We start from the raw sequence: 17,570 nt of genomic DNA, 5'->3' as shown, positions 1-17,570 counted from the left end.
ATTCATTCTAGAATATAACCTTTTTAGTACCCTGCAAATTCCTCTGACCGGATATTATCTTCATTGACACCGGCATCTACAAGCATTTTCTGCATGGCTTCTACCATGTCACCGGGTCCGGATAAATAATATATCGGCTTATTAATATCGGAAACATACCGCTTAAGCAGCTCGGCATCGATATGCCCTCTTTCTCCGCTCCATTCATCCGCATCCGACCTTGTCATGACTGGGACAAAGGTGAAATGACGATTTCTTTTTTCCATATCTTCAAAATCAGATAAAAACGGTGCATCCTCCGGCGTTTTATTCGAATACAGCAATGTAAGCTCATGGTCTGTTTTCTGATTGGTAGCCTCTGCGATCATGCTTCGAATCGGGGTGATACCGATACCGCCAATGAGAAATACTGCCGGCGTTGATTCCGTTTTATGCAGGGTAAAGCTTCCGTTTGCTCCGTCAAATTCGACTTCACTGCCTTCGGGAAGGTCTTTTAATTCTCGTTTAAAAGCGGAATCTCTCAGCCGGGTTGTTGTAACTAATTCTTTTTCACTCGGTGCATAAACGAATGACAATGCTCTTTCCGTTCCTTTCTCATCTATCTCGCTTGGATTAATCAATTTAATATGGGTCAGCTGACCTGCTTTAAATTCAAATCTATCTGGCATTTCCCAATGAAAAGCCATTGTATCTTTTGCAACCAATTCTTTTTTCTTTAATTTGATTCTGCTGTTTGCCATTTCTATTCGCTCCTTTGTATAGAGTAATTCACTTACTCAGAAAGTTGCTGATTGTAAGTTATCATATGAACATATAGTAATTTTACCCTTATTTCTCTATTTACAAACAGGCTGGCGAATATAAGCTTAGAAATCAGTAGTACAAATTTTTATTCCCTATCTGCTGATAAAAATTCTTCAAGAGCTTGTTTATTTTGTTCTACATCGATTTCCAGTACAGCTCCAACGTCAGTCCGGACATTTTGATAGGAATTATCTACAGGAATTCTTAATGTTTCCATCGGGTGTTCACTGCCGCTGATTAGTCCTTTCCCTACAGTAAGGATGGTTTTACTATCTACATTCGTATCGATATATGGGTCAGCAACTCCTAAAAGCTTCGGCAATTTCATCAGACCGTGGATACTTACCGCTTCATCTTTCAGCTTGCCTATTATTTCCTGCTGCCGCTGCACTCTTCCGTAGTCTCCATCTGCATCCTTCCGAAAGCGCACATAGCCAAGCAGTTCGTCTCCATGTAAGACTTGTCTCCCTGGTTCAAGCGTCATTCCGATATCCTCTGACATTTGGTGTGGGATATCCACTTCAATACCATCTGGAGCAATAATGTCTGCGAGCTTGGAAAAGCCTTCAAAATCAACAACTGCATAATAGTGTAAATCGATATCAAAATTTTGCTTCAGCGTTTGTCTGAGCAGCTCCGGACCATCAATTGCAAACGCAGCATTAATTTTCTGCATGCCATGTCCCGGAATCTCAACGTATGTATCACGCATAATAGAGGCAAGCTTGATATCGTGCGTATCCTGATTGTAGTTGGCAATCATAATCGTATCCGAAAGCCCGCGTTCTTCTCCGCGAGTATCGCTGCCTAGCATTAAAACATTAATTTCTCCAAATTGCGGCTCTGAACCTTCAAATGGAATAAAGGTTGTACCATCATCCTTGTATTGGCCTTCACTTGCTTCGGATAATCCTTGATAATATTGCGTAATGATATAGGCGCCTGCTGCAATGATGCAGACGAAAACAAATAACAGGACACGCCGTATCCATTTACGCTTTCCAGATTTTCTTTCATGTCTTTTCATATTGAATGCTCCTTGTATATTCTTTTAGTTAGAAAGTTTTTTTAAAGCAATTTGTACTGCGATAGCATCATCCATATATCCAATAGGGAAAATATAATCAGGAACTACATCAACCGGTGTAATAAAATATAATAGTACGCCTCCCATGACAGCTAAAGTAAAGGGAGTCCTCTTATTTTGTGCAAATTGTGCATAAAAATCCTTGAGTTGATTAATAAATGGACCAATGCTGCCTACTTCATCAAGCTTTTTCTTAAACTGATCATGTATAATTTGTTTTCCTTCCTCTGTTTGGGCATTTTGTTCATACCTGTCTAATTGCTGCTCAATGGCAGTTGTACTTAAATGATTATGATAAAGATTCGATGCCTTTAGTATTTGCTGAATCTCTTCCATGGATGTATGCATATCCGAAATCCCACGCGCTTCATCAGCGTGTATGGAATAACCGGCAGCGTGCAGAAGTTCTATGAGCGGTATATCTAAACAAGAAGCAAACTTCTTTAAGTGCTGGATGTTTGCTTTTCGTTTTCCATTGATAATACGTGAAATGGTCCCTTTATCAATACCGGTCTGCTCACTGCATTTTCTTATCGAGATGGCACGAGCCTGTAATAACGTTTTTAATTTATCACCAAAATTATCTGTAGACATATGTGCGATCCTCTCATTTATAGTAAAATTTAATGTTTGCGTTACTTGCGCTATGACAACTGCAATAGTATCGATATGGCTGTATCGTTTAAAATTCTGCCAGCCAGATAAGCTAATAATCTATTAAACAATATATCCAAACGTTGACAAAATGTCAACACACAAATAAAACACGGTTCTGCTTTAAGCTTAGCAAAGTTATTTAGTCCCTTCTATAAATTAAAATAAGGATGCAATCCTTGTTTTTACAGAATAGCACCCTATTTTTACATTATTGATTACTTTTCCATTTTAAAAATTAATTTCATTCCTTCATGACTTGCAGAAAATCCTAATCTTTCATAAAAGCGATGAGCATCATTACGCTGCTTGTCTGTTGTCAGCTGCACTAAACCGCATTTCTCTGCCTTAGCGATAGCAATTGCTTCTTTAAATAAAGCTTCCCCTATCTGTTTTCCGCGATACTTCTTATCCACCCGTACGCCCTCAATCTGCGCCCGCTTCATCCCTAGCCTTGCTAGTCCAGGGATAATAGTCAATTGAACACAGCCGATAACTACCTCTTCTTCTAAAGCTAAAATAACCTGATTTCCGATTTGAGCCTCTATTGCATCAAAAGCTTGATCATATTCCTCAGGCAAAGGATCTTCATACCTTTCCCGTCCGGAACCTAATTCATCGTCAGCTAATAAGCGGACGATGGCACGTAAATCTTCTTTTTGAGCTTTTCGAAAATGCATTATGCGTATCCCCTTTCATGCAGCAGCTTCCTCATTTTAATTTATAATACCTCTCCACCAATTTCATCCCTCTTATTTATCTATTGTAATTATAGAAGAAATTATTTTAAATTCACATGTTTTATTTCTTCCTTGCAGGGAAAGAAAGCAACAAAAGCTTTTTGAAGGAGGGGAAGAATCATGAAACAGTCGGAAAATGTGGAGATAAAATCCTTGCAATTCAAAGATGACGGCTCGATTCCAAATAATCCGGCCTATCCACTGCTTTTGTATAAAGATGTTATAACTTCAACGGATGATGTAAAAGCGATTTTAACAGAAAATAACTGGCTGGGCGCATGGCGCGGAGGTGTTGCTTCTTTTCATCATTATCACAGTAATACACATGAAGTTCTTGTTGTTGTCAGCGGGAAAGCGCAGCTCCAGCTTGGCGGGGAACAGGGAGAACAGGTACAGGTTGAACAAGGTGACACAGCCATTCTTCCAGCTGGAGTTGGTCACAAGCTGCTGGAAGGCAGTACAGATTTCGCTGTAATTGGTGCCTATCCGAATGGAAAAAGTTATGATTTTTGTTATGGAAAGGCTGAAGAGCTCCCTGAAAACGTGGAGAATATCAAAAATGTTCCCTTACCTGATACCGATCCGTTGTTTGGTGAGCGTGGTCCCCTGTTTTCATATTGGGTGGATGAATGAAGCGGATGCTTCATCGTGTTTTAAAAAGCATTTTATGATTTAAATACAGAATATTTCCCTCACAAAGAAACCATTTTGATGACAATCTTATCAAATGGTTTCTTTGTGTTATTGAAAAGATGATGAACAATACAAAATATAAAGCCAGCAGCCCCTCTTTCAAAATCGTTTTTCTAACAACTACATACGCTTAAATTGTTCATGCTATTCTCTGAGGTCCATCCTGCTCCCTCTTGAAGGCAGGATTTTTTTGTCAGCTAATAGATTGATAGCTTACTTGACAAAAAAAGCCCTAAATGATAAATTTTGATTAAACAATCAAAAATATTATCAATCAACCAAATTACGTGTTGATTACTCAAAAAAAGGAGTTTAAAAATGAACAATAAAATAGATGGATTTCATCATCTTCCCCGCTGGTTCCAGCGTATCATACCGTTGTTAAGTATTATTTTATCGATACTTTCATTTTTCTATGTGATGCACCTATACAGCTTGGAATCCTTAGCATTCGTCCAATGGATTCGTTTCATTATCTTTTCTCTTATAAGCGTGGTATTTATACTGGCTGCTATTATTTATTTTTTTAATGGGGCATTGGCTTGGAAGTGGTTTATTGGCGGTTTTGGCCTGCTGCCAATTTTGCTTTTACTGCAGCTTATTATATTTCTGCTGACGATAGTCAGAACAGCTGTCGATGCAATCTTCCAAGGAAGCCTTCCTGAACCAATCCGCATGTTTATTGACAATTATCCAAGCAAATTTGATGTTGTTATATTAGCTGTGCTTTTTATCGTTGGGATGATATGGATGATTAATAAGCTAAGGCATAAAAAAGGCTGAAGAAATGAGGAGGAGAATTCATGGCTGATTTAGAAACAGCTCAAACAAAGCGTGCGCTATCTTTGGATCTTGCACGAGGCTTCATGCTTTTTCTGATAATCCTTTCGCATATTCCATTGTTTTTATATACCATCGAACCAGGTGTTATCACTAAAGTTTCCGGCAGTACAGCCTTCGATCATTTCTTAAATTTTCTAATGGAAATCATCGTGGATAATCGGGCGCGTCCATTATTTGCTATCCTGTTTGGCTATGGTCTCGTCATGATTTACCGTAAGCAATCGGAAAGAAAAGGTGCAGCAGAAGCAAAGCGATTGATAAAAAGACGCTGCTGGTATTTAATATTATTTGGCGCTATCCTCGCCGGGGTTGCAGGCGGTCAGGATATCTTGATGACTTATGGTATTGCAGGACTCTTATTAATCTCCTGCTTGAAAAAGGATAACAGGAAGATTAAAAAATATGTGCTTATTTCTACGGTTATCTGTATTTTATATATCCCGTTTTTTTGGGGCGGTGTTCTGGTAGAAAATCAGTCGTACGGATTACCGGTAGAGCTAACTGGTCAGGAAACGTATGCAGGTACGATACTTGAGCGTCTGGTTTCTATCCCGATTATTCCATTATTTACGCATATCACCTTCCCTGTTATTCCCTCCGTCCTAATTGGAATGTGGCTGGGGAATATAAATATATTGATTAAACCGCAGAATCATCTTAAGCTGTTAAAGCAATTAAGCCTTATCGGTTTAACGATTTCACTGGTAGGTGCTATCCCGCTCGTGCTGATTAATGATGTTTGGTTTCCAAATCTTTTCACCGCAGGTTTTGCATATGGTATCCATATTCTCACTGGTTTTGCTGGCGGCTTAGGTTATGCAGCACTGTTTGGATTGTTGGGGGTCCGTATGAAGAATCATCGCGGCGTCATCCTAAAAGCAATCACTGCAATGGGCAAACGTTCCTTAACATTTTTCGTGCTGCACGAAGTTTTAACGGTTATTCTGTTATCCCCTATCGCCTTTAATTTAGGGGCCTCTTTAACTGTTACCACTTCTATATTAATCGGTATCGTGATGTGGATGGTTACTCTATCGATTGCGTACTTGATGGAATGCCGCCAAATAGCGGGACCGTTGGAGAATTACATGCGATATTTAGTTTATAATAAATAGCCAGAATAAAGAATAAGGCTGGAGAGAGATTGCTTCCGCTCAAGCCTTATTCTTTATTTATATTCAACAGAGTATCAAAGAATATACCTGCGAGCCCTTTTGACATCATTTCTTCCTTATGAAACAGCTGCTGGCGGTTCTTTTTTGCTCTTGATATAGTTTAAAACAAAAATCACAATAATGATTGTGTATCCAATCATATCCGTTAGTAACTCTGGTACGATCAAAAGTAACGAGCTGATGCCAAGTATCAGCCGGGTAATGACGTTTAAATGGGTTTTGATATATCCTTCAACAGCAGCACTAATGGCTATTACCGCTACGGAAGAACTTATCGCAACCATTATAATTTGAGGTATCGCCGCAAATGGAAACTCTGTTGCATTCGCAGGCAACCCAGCCGGGTTAATTAAAAGCATGGCAGGTTCGTACACAAATATAAATGGCACAATGAAACCTGCGATGGATAATCTCAGTGATATAAAGCCTGTTTTCATCGGATCGCCTCCTGCCAAACCGGATGCGGCAAAGGAAGCCAGAGCAACAGGCGGAGTGATGTTGGCAAAAATCCCAAAGTAGAACACAAATAAATGAGCAATAAGAACCGGAATACCGAACTCTGCCAGAGCCGGAGCAGCCATGGTAGCTGTAATAATATAGGCTGGTATAGATGGCAGACCCATTCCTAAAACAATAGATGCAAGCATCGTTAATAGTAACGTAAGCATCAATGATCCAGCCCCAAGGCTTGTAATGGCAGAAGACAACGTGGCTCCAAAACCAGTTAAGTTAACAACACCAATAACAATACCGACGACTCCGCAGGCAACAATCGTTGATAACGCTTGTCTTGTCCCGGTTTCTAATGCCTGCAGAATATCTTTGAAGTTCATTCTTGTATGTTTTCTAAACCAAGATACAATAACAGTAATGATGATTGTATAAAAGGCAGCATAAGAAACGGGCACATTAGAAAAAAGCATGATAATCAAACTGATAAGCGGTACCGTTAAATGCCAGCCTTCCTTCAGCACTTTCTTTACCTGAGGAAGATCCGCTTTGGGCAAGCCTCTTAAATTTGCACGACCAGCGCGGTAATGAACCTGCATGATACTGCTTAAAAAAAATAAAAATGCGGGAATGATTGCGGAAAGAGCGATTGTTCCATACGATATACCTGTGGTTTCAGCCATAATAAATGCGCTTGCTCCCATAATAGGAGGTAAAATTTGACCGCCGATCGAGGAGCTTGCCTCAACAGCACCTGAAAAGTTTTTATCATAACCAATCCGTTTCATTAAAGGTATCGTAAAAGCACCTGTGCTTACAACGTTTCCGACAGCTGAACCGTTGACCGACCCCATAAAAGCACTTGAAATAACAGCTACCTTTGCCGGCCCGCCCTGTTTATGGCCAGCAAGCGCCAGAGCCAAATCATTAAAAAATTTCCCCATTCCCGATTTTGCCAGAAATGCTCCAAATAAAATGAATAAGAAAATAAATTGAACAGACGCTCCGATTGCTGTAGAAAATAACCCTTCTGTTTTCGTATATAATTGACCGAAAATATCTGCTAAATCAAAAGGCCTTGTTAATAACATTCTCGGCTGCCAGTCTTGATGGCTAAAGAAAGGGTAAGTTAGAAATAACAATGCCAATATAGGTAAAATCCAGCCAGTAACCCTGCGTGCAGCTTCAAACACCAAAATAACGGTCAACATCGCCATCAAAATATCAGTAGTATTTGCAACGCCGCCACGTACAGTTACAATATCCTGATATACAGCAAACAAATAAATACAGGAAGCGATCGTTAGTCCAAAAAGAATCCAATCATAAAAAGGAATTTTCCTGCGGTCTTGAGCTTTAAATGTTGGATAGAGCAGAAAAACCATAGCCAACCCAAACATTAAATGAAAATTACGCTGCAGGAGCGTGGGCAGCGGGTTAAATGTAATGTACAAATGAAATAATGCATAGCTGATTGCCAGAATACTAAAAAACCAGACGATCGCCTTGTTGTCCCACTTCCGTACATTTGATTCCAAATCATATTTTTCCAGCACTTTTTCTACCTTGTCCTGTGACATCTCAGAATCTGCTGCAGCGGTTAATTTATCATTTTTCAAAAATAATCACCCCTTATGTATTCCCAGACAGGTAATTTTCGTGTTGTAATCATGACATTTTCATATTGGTCAAAATGGTGATATAAAGGTATTTCACGATTTCCAATAAATAGCGTAGTTTGTACAAATTCAGAAATGGTTACATTTAAATCCTCATAATCCATATCAAGCTCCATATGGATAAATCCGTTTTCTGTCATTGTTTTCTTGGCTTGAAAGGGAGTGCCGGCACCAAATGTTTTGAAAAACGTATCGCTTAAAATGATTTTCTCGTCTTCCCTCTGATATCTTTCAAACCACTCCTCTTTTTCAATCGAATGAATCCATCCTAAAACAAACGCTTCCTCTTTGATAAAAAAAGAAGTATGCTCCCCCGCTACTTCGATGACAGGAATACGATAGAAAAGAGGAAAAAGGAGCAAGATAAGCAACGAGCTCCCTATCCAAATTCTTTTTTTCTTATTGCTCATTGAAGTATTTTTCAGCCCCTGGATGTAACGGTGCAATGAGCCCCTCTTGAGCGTCTTCTAATGAAATATCCTCTGCTGCTTGATGGGAATTACTTAATGTATCCAGGCTTTCAAAGAATGTTTTCGTTAGTTTATAAACATCCTCCTCGCTAAAATCACTGCGCACAACCAGCGCATTTGGCACAGCTGCAGTCGGAACAGGCTCCTCGTTATCATATGTGCCAGCCGGGATTTCAAAGTCTATAAAGTATGGATGTTCCTCTGCGATTTCTGTAATATTATCTGCATCGATCGTTACTAAATTAATATCCGTTGTTTCCGATAATTCCAGTAAAGAAGCATTAGGGAGACCGCTTGTTAAAAAAGCTGCATCAATCCGTCCTGAAGATAAACCATCCGCCGCCTCGGCATAGCCAAGGTAGTCTGCCTGCAAATCGTCATAAGAAATATCGTGTCCCTCCAATAACGCACGGGCATTCAGCTCTACTCCAGATCCCTGATCACCGACAGCAACGCGTTTGCCAGTTAAATCCTCTATTGTTTCAATTCCAGCATCAGCCCTGGCAACGATTTGAACCACATTCGGATATAAGTTCGCAATCTGGGAAATGCCTTCTAATGGTTCTGAAAAGCTCGCTTCCCCATTTAACGCCTGACTCAGCGCATCACTCATCACAAAAGCCATTTCCACTTTTTCCTCTGCCATTAAGTTTAGGTTCTCAGCCGAAGCCCCGGTTGTCTGCGTTCTGGAGTTTACATCGTACGTATTCGTGTAAATATCGGCTAAAGTAGTCGCTATAATATTGTAAGGACCAGACGCTCCGCCTGTAGCAATGGTTACGATATTACTGTCTAAGCTCTCGCTCTCACTCTCGCTTTCCCCGTCGTCTCCGCTTCCACAGGCCGCAAGCAGCAGTCCAGCTAGTACAATAAATAAGATCAATATCACCACATACTTAAGTTTCATCATTTTCTCCCCCTTTTCCCTACTCTTCTATTACATTTATAATCCTTGTCTTATTAAAATAGAACTTTCAAAGGAACATTGACTATTTATTTTTGTTATGTAAAACAAAGACGGCTCTCTATGAAGAGGAAGCCGCCTTTGTTGATTTATGAATGTTTTTTTGTCTATTTTTATTGGATTCATATTTCATGCTGAAAAATGTTAATGTTACATTAACAAGGATATTCAAAATTACTAACAAGGTCGGTAAGTCCATATTTGGTGCAAAAATGGTATGAACCAATGTAATAATCACTCCAGTAAGAATGAAATAAGAACTGACCCCAAACACTTGAAAAATGAAGTTTTTACCCTTAACGATATATATCCCCAAAGGAACCAATAAAACAATACTTAGATAAGAGCTTATCGCCAGCCAGCTCACTGCCTCAAAAGAATGATTCGGGAGCAAAGAAGGCCATATATTTAGCAGCGTTTTTAAACCAAATATATAGAAGCTCATATAAAATAACAGCCCTGCTATGTTCAAAAAAATACGTTCCATCAGTAGATACCAAAAGCTATGTCTCTCATGTTTGGTTTCATACATCAGTTCATAGATAACCGCCAATAATAATCCCCCTGCTATGACATATAATTGCAGCATCGGCAGATTCCCTTTAAACATTTCGAGAAAGAATTTGGCAACCCCTATGAATTCGCCTAACACTGGATTCACCTCCCACTTTTTGTTATAGCTAAGCAGCCTCCATCGATAGATTGAGATTTCGTTTGCTTACTACCCCTTATACGAAAGCATTATGAAAGCAGCGCTTCCATCATATCTCCTCTTCAAATGACAGATTTACTGGTTCATCCTGCAGTTCACCATGTATCTCCAGATTCGTTGTCGGCGTATTTTCATCTACTTCTTCAAATGTAAATTGATCTGACCATACGGTTCCCTGGCCGGCTAAATTGATACCAAACGAAATAACCGCACTTTTTTCCGGCACATCTAACACAATCGAATAACGATTCCAGTTTGTTGTCCCTTTAATCGGGCGGTTACTCATATTATCAAATTGAACGACATCCTCCGTCGTGTCATCTACCCGCATCCACATCCCAGCGTAGGTTTCGACATCTTTTGTACGAATGAAGCATGAAAGCCGAATACGTTTGCCGATAAACCGCTCAGCCTTAAATGCCTGCATCATCGTAGCAAATTGTGTAGAATCAAGCACGGTTTTCGATGTTAAATAACCTGATGCCTTTCCTTGATGAACAATTTCATGATCCAAACCCATTTCATAACTAAACGGATCTGACCCGCTCAAAAACCAGCCCTTTATTTTTGTTTCCATATACGATTCCTCCTTCTTTTTTATCACGTCAGACATTAGCCTGCGATATTGGCCAGGGGGCAGCTTATATATTTTTTTAAATGCTCTTGTAAAGGATTCTTGTGATTCAAATTGATAGTAAAATGCAATATCCAAAATTCGTTCCTTTGAGTAGAGCAAAGCGGCAGAGGCATTTGCCAGCCTGCGCATCCGAATATACTCCGTAATCGTCATCCCTGCCGATTTTTGAAATATGCGGTGGAAGTGGAATTTCGAAAAATTGGATTGCTGCGCGATGTCTTCTAATGTAAGCGGCTCGTGCAGATGCTCTTCGATATACATAATGGATTTTTTTACAACGAATTCATAGTTATTCAACGTAAGCTCCCCTCCTTATCTAAATATAGAATATCAAAATTCACGATTTGCTTTTTGATATATTTTGCGATGTGCTTGTTTTCCTTTTTTCTAATTACTTTCACCCGTAAAGCAGGTGTTTTTCCACCTGTATTCATGTACTTAAAAATTATAGCTGACATGGTCATGAATGCAGCCTTTCCTTCATATTATATCTAGAGGTGAGATAATGGGAAGAATAGCTTACCGGGAAGCAGATGTTGACGTAATGGCGAGGATGATGAGGGCAGAAGCGGAAGGCGAAGGAAAACAAGGGATGCTGTATGTTGGAAATGTCATTGTTAACCGCGTTGCAGCAGATTGCAGTGATTTTACGGATTTAGTAACCGTTGATGATGTTATCTTTCATGTTCAAGGCGGAAACTACTCTTTTGAAGCCGTTCAAAAAGGAAACATGTTTTATCAAAGAGCAAGACCATTTGAAAAAAGATTAGCAAGACAGAATCTGGATTTTTGGAGAGAACACCCGGCGAAATATGCTCTGTGGTACTTTAATCCATATGCTCCCTGTCCTCCAACATGGTATGATCAGCCTTTTTCCGGTCAATTTATGGATCATTGTTTTTATGAACCGGCGCCAGGAACATGTGACAGTGTTTATATGGGATGATAGACTTGTATTTCGTACTTTTTTGTAATACGGACTAGAGGAATATTTTTTCACAATCAGGTTATTAGAACCTAGCCAATGAAAAATGGCTCTATTAATTGAATTATGATATATGAGAAAAAGGACTGTTGCACAATTAAATAACCATTGTGCAACAGTCCTTTTTTAAAGAGTTTAGATTTTAAATAATGCCTGTTCAAAAAACAGGATAAAAAGAATCTAGAAGCCGAGTGACGCAGCTTTGAATATTAGAGTATACATAACTGGTAAATGAGGAACGAAAAAGCAAGCCAACGAACTTCCACAGGATGCGGTGACTTCTACGTTGCCCACACGGCGCGGGCGTTCTTAGTAGAGGATTCCCTTCCTGAAGTGTCATTTTCACCGGACTTTTTAAACATTCTCCAATACCAACTCTAGTCGAGTATTAATTGTAAAGTGACTAAAAATATTTTTTTAGGTAGTTAATTCATAGCTTTCTGCAATCAAATCTCGAATATCGTTTAAATCCTTTGTATAATCAAGAACAATACTGACCCAATTATCTTTATCCATGTGATATGCAGGATATACATTTTCATTTTTTCTTAGTGAACCTATAAATTCCTTTCTGGCTTTCACATTTAATACATCAATTTTTCTATCGTTTTTTATTCCTAGCTTATCTTCTGTGATATCCATAATTAAGCCAAACCATTTTTCATTATCTTTATGCCTTAAAGCTGCAAAATTCGGGAATTTTTCCCAGGGATAATCCGGTTTTACATCATATCTTTCTTTAACATATTCAAAAATATCTTTTCTTTTTAACATTGATACCCCCCCCTTATACGCTGGTTTATCTACTTATTTATGGAGTGCTTTATCCAATAAATTGTTCCCTTTTCTGGGTAACATCAAACCTGCATAAGCGTTATCAATAAATTTACGATTTGGATAAGAAAAGCTATTTAAGTGAGAGGCTGTATTCTTTTATTTCAATTTCCCGCCAAACACAGGCATATCACTCGCATCCCCATAATCTTCAATGCGCTCGACATTTTTCAAAAATTCCATGTCCTCATCAGAAATGGTAAAGTCTACATCGGCATTATTTTTCATATGCTCCGGATTAGCCGTTTTTGGCAATGGCAGCAAGCCAAGCTGCAACGTATAGCGGATGCTTAATTGTGGAATGGAAACATCATATTTTTCGGCAATAGCTGCTACTTTTTCATTTTTAAACAATTCTCCATGAGCAATTGGTGAATAAGCCTCAACAAGTATGCCCTGTTCCTGCGTATATGCAATCAAAACAAATGGTGTATTGCTGATATGAGCTAAAATCTGGTTAACCATTGGTTTGACATTGCAATGATCAAGAATGTTATCTAAATCCTCTTTTTGAAAATTTGATACACCGATGGCACGAAGTTTCCCCGCTTCATATGCTTCTTCAAGAGCACGCCAAGCTTCGCGATTCCCTTCAAAGAATCGCTCTTCTCCGTCAAACTCCATCCACGGCTGCGGACTATGGATAATCATCATGTCAATATAATCAAGATCTAACGTCTCCAGGGATTCGTTAATCGATGAAACAGCTTCTTCATAGGATTTTATTTCTGCAGCAAGTTTTGTGGTAATAAATAAATCTTCTCGATTCACACCACAATTTTTAATTCCTTGACCGATGCCGCTTTCATTCCCATAAGCCTGAGCTGTATCAATATGACGATAACCAAGTTTCACAGCCTCTATCACTGCCTGCGCGGCATCATCATTATCAATAAACCACGTTCCAAGACCTAATTTAGGAATTTCAACCTTATTGGACAACTGATACGTTTCATTTAAAATCATGTGAACATCTCCTTGTATAAATAAAACGAATAGACTATATTTTATAGCTTATCCGCTTTGAAAATGATTATAGTACCTATAGTCAACTATAGGTCAATCGTTTTTTTATTATAATTGGATAAAACCTGTCTTTACATATCCTTCGTTCAGCACTTCCCGGAATAGAAATACATTGTTATTTCCTCTCCTCATCTACCCGCCAAGGATAAAAGCAGAAAATTGCGGAAATTCATTATGAAAAATATTTGGATATTCTTTAACAGAAAGCTACAAAATATCAAATGAAAGTGTATAATGTACTTCGTGACGAAAATGGACAAAATCGGACAGTTATTTTTTATTTTCTATAAATCACTGGTAAAATATATAGGAAACAAGGATACGAAGTTTCTTTTTGTTTAATGGAGGTTAAGAAATATGTTCAAGAAAAAACCAGATAAATTTTCCCTTTATCTCGTTGATTTTGCAAAGCATTTACATGAAACGGCAGATTATTTTGTTCATTTCAAGGTAAAAGACTCGGAGACACTGAAACAATTTTCCGATACGATAAAAAAACATGAATCCGTCGCGGATGATAAGGTTCATGAAATTATTAAAGAGTTAAATCAGGCTTTTATTACGCCGATTGAGCGCGAGGATATTCTTCAGCTTGTCAATAATCTGGATGACATTATGGATGGGATTGAAGAGTTCTCCTCCAGAATGGATATTTATCATATTTTATCTTCAGATGATTATATTGACCAATTTACAAATTATATATTGAAATGCGCCGAAGAAATTTTGACATCCATGGAATTGATTGCTGACTATCAATTAAAAGATGTAGAAGGGCATGCCATTCGGATCAAAGAATATGAAAGTAACTGCGACGAGTTATACCGTGAATCCTTAAGGAACTTATTCCAAACCGAAAAGGATGCTATTAAAGTCATTCAGTATAAAGAAATTTATGAAATTCTGGAAGAGATTGCAGACTATTGTCAAAATGCAGCAAGTACACTTCAAAGTATCATCATGAAAAACGCGTAAAAGAGTGGTTAAAAAATGGATTTTCTTACTATAATTATCGTATTGATTGTAATTTTTGCTCTTCTCTTCGACTTTATAAACGGGTTTCACGATACAGCAAACGCCATTGCAACATCGGTATCAACGAAAGCCCTGACACCCAGAAGAGCAATTATATTGGCCGCTGTAATGAATTTTGTCGGAGCATTAACCTTTACCGGCGTTGCTCAAACGATTACGAGCGGCATTACGGACCCATTTGAATTGGATAATGGGTTAGTCGTTATTTTAGCCGCTTTGATTGCGGCAATCATCTGGAATCTGGTGACATGGTATGCAGGAATCCCAAGCAGCTCCTCTCACGCAATTATCGGAGCTATTACGGGAGCGGTTATTATATCAGCAGGAGTTCACGCCATCCATTTTCAAGGATTTCTATCTATTCTTGAAGGGCTGCTCTCCTCGCCAGTGATTGCCTTTATCATCGGATATATTATATACAGTATTATTAAAGTTATTTTTAAAAACAGCAATTTAGCAAAAACCAATAAACGGTTTCGGCTCGTACAAATTTTAACAGCATCGGTACAATCCTTTGCCCATGGTACGAATGACGCTCAAAAATCAATGGGGATTATTACGATGGCATTGATTGTCGGCGGCATGCACCCAACGACAGATATCCCCTTTTGGGTACAGGCTTCATGTGCTACAGCAATGGCGCTTGGAACTTCTGTCGGCGGATGGCGGATCATTAAAACAGTCGGCGGAAAAATTATGAAAATCCGTCCGGTAAATGGGGTTGCAGCTGACCTTACTGGTGCTGGTGTCATCTTTGGAGCAACACTCATTCATTTACCTGTAAGTACGACCCATGTAATTTCGTCCGGCATCCTTGGGGTTGGAGCCTCGCACCGGCCGAAGGGAGTTAACTGGGGAGTAGCCAAACGGATGGTTGTCACCTGGGTGATTACATTGCCAATAACTGCTGCGCTTGGCGGGGCTATTTATTATATTTTAGATTTGTTTATTTAAAAATAGTATAGCTGCTGTTACAACAAATCATGAAAAGCTGGGTATCTTTGCTGTAGGTATAGCAGAAGGGCATTATACACTTAGATAATCTGGTCTTTCCTTAATTAGGGAAGGCTTTTTTATTGTTGATGTTGGTATTTTTAAATTAACAACAGGGTGAATGCATGTTTCAATGAATTCATCTTACGTCGTTTTAAAAAAGCTTTGCCATAAATAAGCTGACAGGAAGCATATTGAGTTATATCATATCGACACACATGATGAATAGCTTAAAGAAGTAAACTACTATAAAATAAAAATATATTTCTAAAATATTTACTATTTACAACTAAACCGGAGGAATAGATATCATGTCATTAAAAGCTGGAGACACCATTACATTTGAACGAACTTTTACATTAAAAGATGTTGAATTATTCACAGCACTTTCAGGTGATGCAGGTATTCATCACCAAACTCCTGATGAACAAGGAAGACTCGTTATTCAAGGGCTGTTGACTGCCACACTGCCAACAAAAATTGGCGGAGATAACAACGTGCTTGCCCGTAATGCAAATTTTGAATTTCTACGCCCTGTCTTAACCGGAGACACGATCACTTGTGAAGTATTCATTGAAGAATATAAAGAAACAAAAAAGAAACGAAAAACAATTGATACAACCTTCTTATGCAAAAACCAACACGGCAAAAACGTATTAAAAGGAAGCTTTTCCGGGATAATACGTTAAATTTTGTCAGATCTATATATTGGGAAAATGAAAAAGGAGCAGAGGAATACCTCCCCCTAAAGCAGGCCTGAAAACTACTGCAGGGGGAGTAAATCGTAAAATTAATGTGTTTGAAATCGCTTCATTACAATATATTTCAAAAGAGAAAAAATTAAGGCAAACTCAGTTTGGTTGTTCTGCCTCCATCAACCGTATAGACCTGTCCTGTGATAAAGCCTGCTTCATCAGCAGCAAGAAAAGCAACCAGCGCTGCTACCTCCTCCGGTTTTCCAGTCCGTCCTACAGGATGAATTTTTCCGAGATCGCGTTTGAACGCTTCAGCATCTGGTGAATTTTCGATAAGATTAATGTTTAGATCGGTGTCGATCCATCCAGGTGCAACAGCATTGCAACGTATTCCTTCCTGTCCATGATCAACTGCTATGGAACGAGTTAACCCTAGAATACCGGACTTTGTGACAGCATAGGCCGCATGCCCAGGGTTTGCAGCCATCCCCTCCACTGAACTGGTATTGACAATACTGCCTTGTGTCTTGCGCAAATAAGGCAATGCGGCACGTGTCAATAGAAACGGTGCAGTCAGATTCAAATTAATGTTGCGCTGCCAATCCTCTAAAGTCATTTCTTCGATGCTCGCTTCCATCATCATGCCTGCATTATTAATTAGAACATCCAGCCGTCCAGCACGGTCAATAACCTCTGCTACAACGCGCTCAGGTGTCTGCGGATCGGAGAAATCAGCAGAAATCCAGTCGAACATCTTATCCTCGCCGCGCTGCGCAGTGATGACAGTCGCCCCCTCTTGGTGCAGGCGACACGCGATGGCTTGCCCGATTCCCGAACGCCCTCCAGTCACCAATGCTACTTTACCTTCAAAGCGCTTCATTTGGTTTGTCATTATCCTATTCCCCCTTTGCCTAATTATGTTACACATTTGGATGGACGCTGTAAAACACAGGGATTATGGGGGAGCTAGGTCATATATAAGGCAATCTATTTTTGCCTCTATTGAGTCAAGTGATATTAAGGCTACAATATTATTGTATCGACAGCCCCTGCTTCACATACCCTGCATATCAAAAAGGGACAGCTTAATATTC

Annotated in this window: 19 protein-coding genes; 7 read left to right on the top strand and 12 right to left on the bottom strand. The window is 39.1% G+C overall.

Features of this window, described 5'->3' with window-relative positions:
- Positions 1-23: 23 nt before the first annotated feature.
- From MKX55_RS07070 to MKX55_RS07055, 4 genes are all read right to left on the bottom strand, one after another.
- The gene (locus MKX55_RS07070; protein WP_339237164.1) at positions 24-740 is read right to left on the bottom strand and encodes an FAD-dependent oxidoreductase; all 717 of its coding nucleotides are present in this window, start codon (positions 738-740) and stop codon (positions 24-26) included.
- A 149-nt stretch (positions 741-889) separates the two neighbouring features.
- The gene (locus tag MKX55_RS07065) at positions 890-1,831 is read right to left on the bottom strand and encodes an LCP family protein (protein WP_339237162.1); all 942 of its coding nucleotides are present in this window, start codon (positions 1,829-1,831) and stop codon (positions 890-892) included.
- 24 nt (positions 1,832-1,855) lie between these two features.
- Positions 1,856-2,485 carry a DUF1232 domain-containing protein gene (locus tag MKX55_RS07060; RefSeq protein WP_339237160.1) on the bottom strand — a complete coding sequence of 210 codons (630 nt, stop codon included), beginning with the start codon at positions 2,483-2,485 and terminating at the stop codon, positions 1,856-1,858.
- Between the two features lie 278 nt (positions 2,486-2,763).
- Positions 2,764-3,225 carry a GNAT family N-acetyltransferase gene (locus tag MKX55_RS07055; RefSeq protein WP_339237157.1) on the bottom strand — a complete coding sequence of 154 codons (462 nt, stop codon included), beginning with the start codon at positions 3,223-3,225 and terminating at the stop codon, positions 2,764-2,766.
- A gap of 180 nt (positions 3,226-3,405) precedes the next feature.
- Between MKX55_RS07055 and MKX55_RS07050 the strand changes: the two genes are divergently transcribed.
- The 3 genes from MKX55_RS07050 to MKX55_RS07040 all read left to right on the top strand — a co-directional run bounded on the left by MKX55_RS07050 (position 3,406) and on the right by MKX55_RS07040 (position 5,936).
- Positions 3,406-3,918, top strand: coding sequence for a cupin domain-containing protein (locus MKX55_RS07050; RefSeq protein WP_339237155.1), 513 nt, complete (start codon positions 3,406-3,408; stop codon positions 3,916-3,918).
- A gap of 378 nt (positions 3,919-4,296) precedes the next feature.
- A complete protein-coding gene (locus MKX55_RS07045) occupies positions 4,297-4,761 on the top strand; it encodes a hypothetical protein (protein ID WP_339237154.1) in 465 nt (154 codons plus the stop codon).
- 20 nt (positions 4,762-4,781) lie between these two features.
- Positions 4,782-5,936 (top strand): DUF418 domain-containing protein, encoded by a 1,155-nt coding sequence (locus tag MKX55_RS07040; RefSeq protein WP_339237151.1) that lies wholly within the window; start codon positions 4,782-4,784, stop codon positions 5,934-5,936.
- Positions 5,937-6,052: 116 nt separating this feature from the next.
- On the opposite strand, the gene MKX55_RS07035 is transcribed toward MKX55_RS07040, so the two are convergent.
- From MKX55_RS07035 to MKX55_RS07015, 5 genes are all read right to left on the bottom strand, one after another.
- Positions 6,053-8,026, bottom strand: a complete 1,974-nt coding sequence (locus MKX55_RS07035) for a TRAP transporter permease (protein WP_339238453.1) — start codon at positions 8,024-8,026, stop codon at positions 6,053-6,055.
- A 35-nt stretch (positions 8,027-8,061) separates the two neighbouring features.
- Positions 8,062-8,487 carry a DUF1850 domain-containing protein gene (locus MKX55_RS07030; RefSeq protein WP_339237148.1) on the bottom strand — a complete coding sequence of 142 codons (426 nt, stop codon included), beginning with the start codon at positions 8,485-8,487 and terminating at the stop codon, positions 8,062-8,064.
- A 37-nt stretch (positions 8,488-8,524) separates the two neighbouring features.
- The gene (locus MKX55_RS07025) at positions 8,525-9,505 is read right to left on the bottom strand and encodes a TAXI family TRAP transporter solute-binding subunit (RefSeq protein ID WP_339237146.1); all 981 of its coding nucleotides are present in this window, start codon (positions 9,503-9,505) and stop codon (positions 8,525-8,527) included.
- 115 nt (positions 9,506-9,620) lie between these two features.
- The gene (locus MKX55_RS07020) at positions 9,621-10,211 is read right to left on the bottom strand and encodes a hypothetical protein (protein ID WP_339237143.1); all 591 of its coding nucleotides are present in this window, start codon (positions 10,209-10,211) and stop codon (positions 9,621-9,623) included.
- A gap of 109 nt (positions 10,212-10,320) precedes the next feature.
- Complete coding sequence (locus tag MKX55_RS07015) at positions 10,321-11,169, bottom strand: AraC family transcriptional regulator (RefSeq protein ID WP_339238451.1); 849 nt, start codon at positions 11,167-11,169, stop codon at positions 10,321-10,323.
- 244 nt (positions 11,170-11,413) lie between these two features.
- Between MKX55_RS07015 and MKX55_RS07010 the strand changes: the two genes are divergently transcribed.
- Positions 11,414-11,854, top strand: coding sequence for a cell wall hydrolase (locus MKX55_RS07010; RefSeq protein ID WP_339183535.1), 441 nt, complete (start codon positions 11,414-11,416; stop codon positions 11,852-11,854).
- 456 nt (positions 11,855-12,310) lie between these two features.
- On the opposite strand, the gene MKX55_RS07005 is transcribed toward MKX55_RS07010, so the two are convergent.
- Both MKX55_RS07005 and MKX55_RS07000 read right to left on the bottom strand, forming a co-directional pair.
- Positions 12,311-12,667 (bottom strand): MmcQ/YjbR family DNA-binding protein, encoded by a 357-nt coding sequence (locus MKX55_RS07005; RefSeq protein ID WP_339237140.1) that lies wholly within the window; start codon positions 12,665-12,667, stop codon positions 12,311-12,313.
- A 159-nt stretch (positions 12,668-12,826) separates the two neighbouring features.
- Entirely contained in the window at positions 12,827-13,693 is an 867-nt protein-coding gene (locus MKX55_RS07000; RefSeq protein WP_339237136.1) for an aldo/keto reductase, read from the bottom strand.
- Between the two features lie 417 nt (positions 13,694-14,110).
- Here MKX55_RS07000 and MKX55_RS06995 point away from each other — a divergent pair, with 417 nt between their 5' ends.
- The 3 genes from MKX55_RS06995 (at position 14,111) to MKX55_RS06985 (ending at position 16,470) form a co-directional block, all read left to right on the top strand.
- Positions 14,111-14,728: a DUF47 domain-containing protein gene (locus MKX55_RS06995; protein ID WP_339183532.1), complete on the top strand. Its 618-nt coding sequence runs from the start codon at positions 14,111-14,113 to the stop codon at positions 14,726-14,728.
- A gap of 15 nt (positions 14,729-14,743) precedes the next feature.
- Positions 14,744-15,742 carry an inorganic phosphate transporter gene (locus MKX55_RS06990; RefSeq protein ID WP_339237133.1) on the top strand — a complete coding sequence of 333 codons (999 nt, stop codon included), beginning with the start codon at positions 14,744-14,746 and terminating at the stop codon, positions 15,740-15,742.
- A 350-nt stretch (positions 15,743-16,092) separates the two neighbouring features.
- On the top strand, positions 16,093-16,470 hold the full coding sequence (locus MKX55_RS06985; protein WP_339237132.1) for a MaoC family dehydratase N-terminal domain-containing protein: 378 nt from the start codon (positions 16,093-16,095) through the stop codon (positions 16,468-16,470).
- Between the two features lie 151 nt (positions 16,471-16,621).
- On the opposite strand, the gene MKX55_RS06980 is transcribed toward MKX55_RS06985, so the two are convergent.
- Entirely contained in the window at positions 16,622-17,368 is a 747-nt protein-coding gene (locus MKX55_RS06980; RefSeq protein ID WP_339237131.1) for an SDR family oxidoreductase, read from the bottom strand.
- Positions 17,369-17,570: the final 202 nt, after the last annotated feature.

The organism is Oceanobacillus sp. FSL W7-1281, from assembly GCF_037969835.1.
In the GTDB taxonomy this organism is placed as follows: domain Bacteria; phylum Bacillota; class Bacilli; order Bacillales; family Amphibacillaceae; genus Oceanobacillus; species Oceanobacillus oncorhynchi.
This window is presented reverse-complemented; position numbering and strand designations above follow the sequence as displayed.

Bases quoted from the DNA above. Each gene is read 5' to 3' on its own strand.
- MKX55_RS07070 (WP_339237164.1), bottom strand. From the start codon at position 740: ATGGCAAACAGCAGAATCAAATTAAAGAAAAAAGAATTGGTTGCAAAA.
- MKX55_RS06985 (WP_339237132.1), top strand. From the start codon at position 16,093: ATGTCATTAAAAGCTGGAGACACCATTACATTTGAACGAACTTTTACA.
- MKX55_RS07000 (WP_339237136.1), bottom strand. From the start codon at position 13,693: ATGATTTTAAATGAAACGTATCAGTTGTCCAATAAGGTTGAAATTCCT.
- MKX55_RS06990 (WP_339237133.1), top strand. From the start codon at position 14,744: ATGGATTTTCTTACTATAATTATCGTATTGATTGTAATTTTTGCTCTT.
- MKX55_RS07025 (WP_339237146.1), bottom strand. From the start codon at position 9,505: ATGATGAAACTTAAGTATGTGGTGATATTGATCTTATTTATTGTACTA.
- MKX55_RS06995 (WP_339183532.1), top strand. From the start codon at position 14,111: ATGTTCAAGAAAAAACCAGATAAATTTTCCCTTTATCTCGTTGATTTT.
- MKX55_RS06980 (WP_339237131.1), bottom strand. From the start codon at position 17,368: ATGACAAACCAAATGAAGCGCTTTGAAGGTAAAGTAGCATTGGTGACT.
- MKX55_RS07010 (WP_339183535.1), top strand. From the start codon at position 11,414: ATGGGAAGAATAGCTTACCGGGAAGCAGATGTTGACGTAATGGCGAGG.
- MKX55_RS07055 (WP_339237157.1), bottom strand. From the start codon at position 3,225: ATGCATTTTCGAAAAGCTCAAAAAGAAGATTTACGTGCCATCGTCCGC.
- MKX55_RS07015 (WP_339238451.1), bottom strand. From the start codon at position 11,169: ATGTATATCGAAGAGCATCTGCACGAGCCGCTTACATTAGAAGACATC.
- MKX55_RS07060 (WP_339237160.1), bottom strand. From the start codon at position 2,485: ATGTCTACAGATAATTTTGGTGATAAATTAAAAACGTTATTACAGGCT.
- MKX55_RS07005 (WP_339237140.1), bottom strand. From the start codon at position 12,667: ATGTTAAAAAGAAAAGATATTTTTGAATATGTTAAAGAAAGATATGAT.
- MKX55_RS07035 (WP_339238453.1), bottom strand. From the start codon at position 8,026: ATGTCACAGGACAAGGTAGAAAAAGTGCTGGAAAAATATGATTTGGAA.
- MKX55_RS07065 (WP_339237162.1), bottom strand. From the start codon at position 1,831: ATGAAAAGACATGAAAGAAAATCTGGAAAGCGTAAATGGATACGGCGT.
- MKX55_RS07040 (WP_339237151.1), top strand. From the start codon at position 4,782: ATGGCTGATTTAGAAACAGCTCAAACAAAGCGTGCGCTATCTTTGGAT.
- MKX55_RS07045 (WP_339237154.1), top strand. From the start codon at position 4,297: ATGAACAATAAAATAGATGGATTTCATCATCTTCCCCGCTGGTTCCAG.
- MKX55_RS07050 (WP_339237155.1), top strand. From the start codon at position 3,406: ATGAAACAGTCGGAAAATGTGGAGATAAAATCCTTGCAATTCAAAGAT.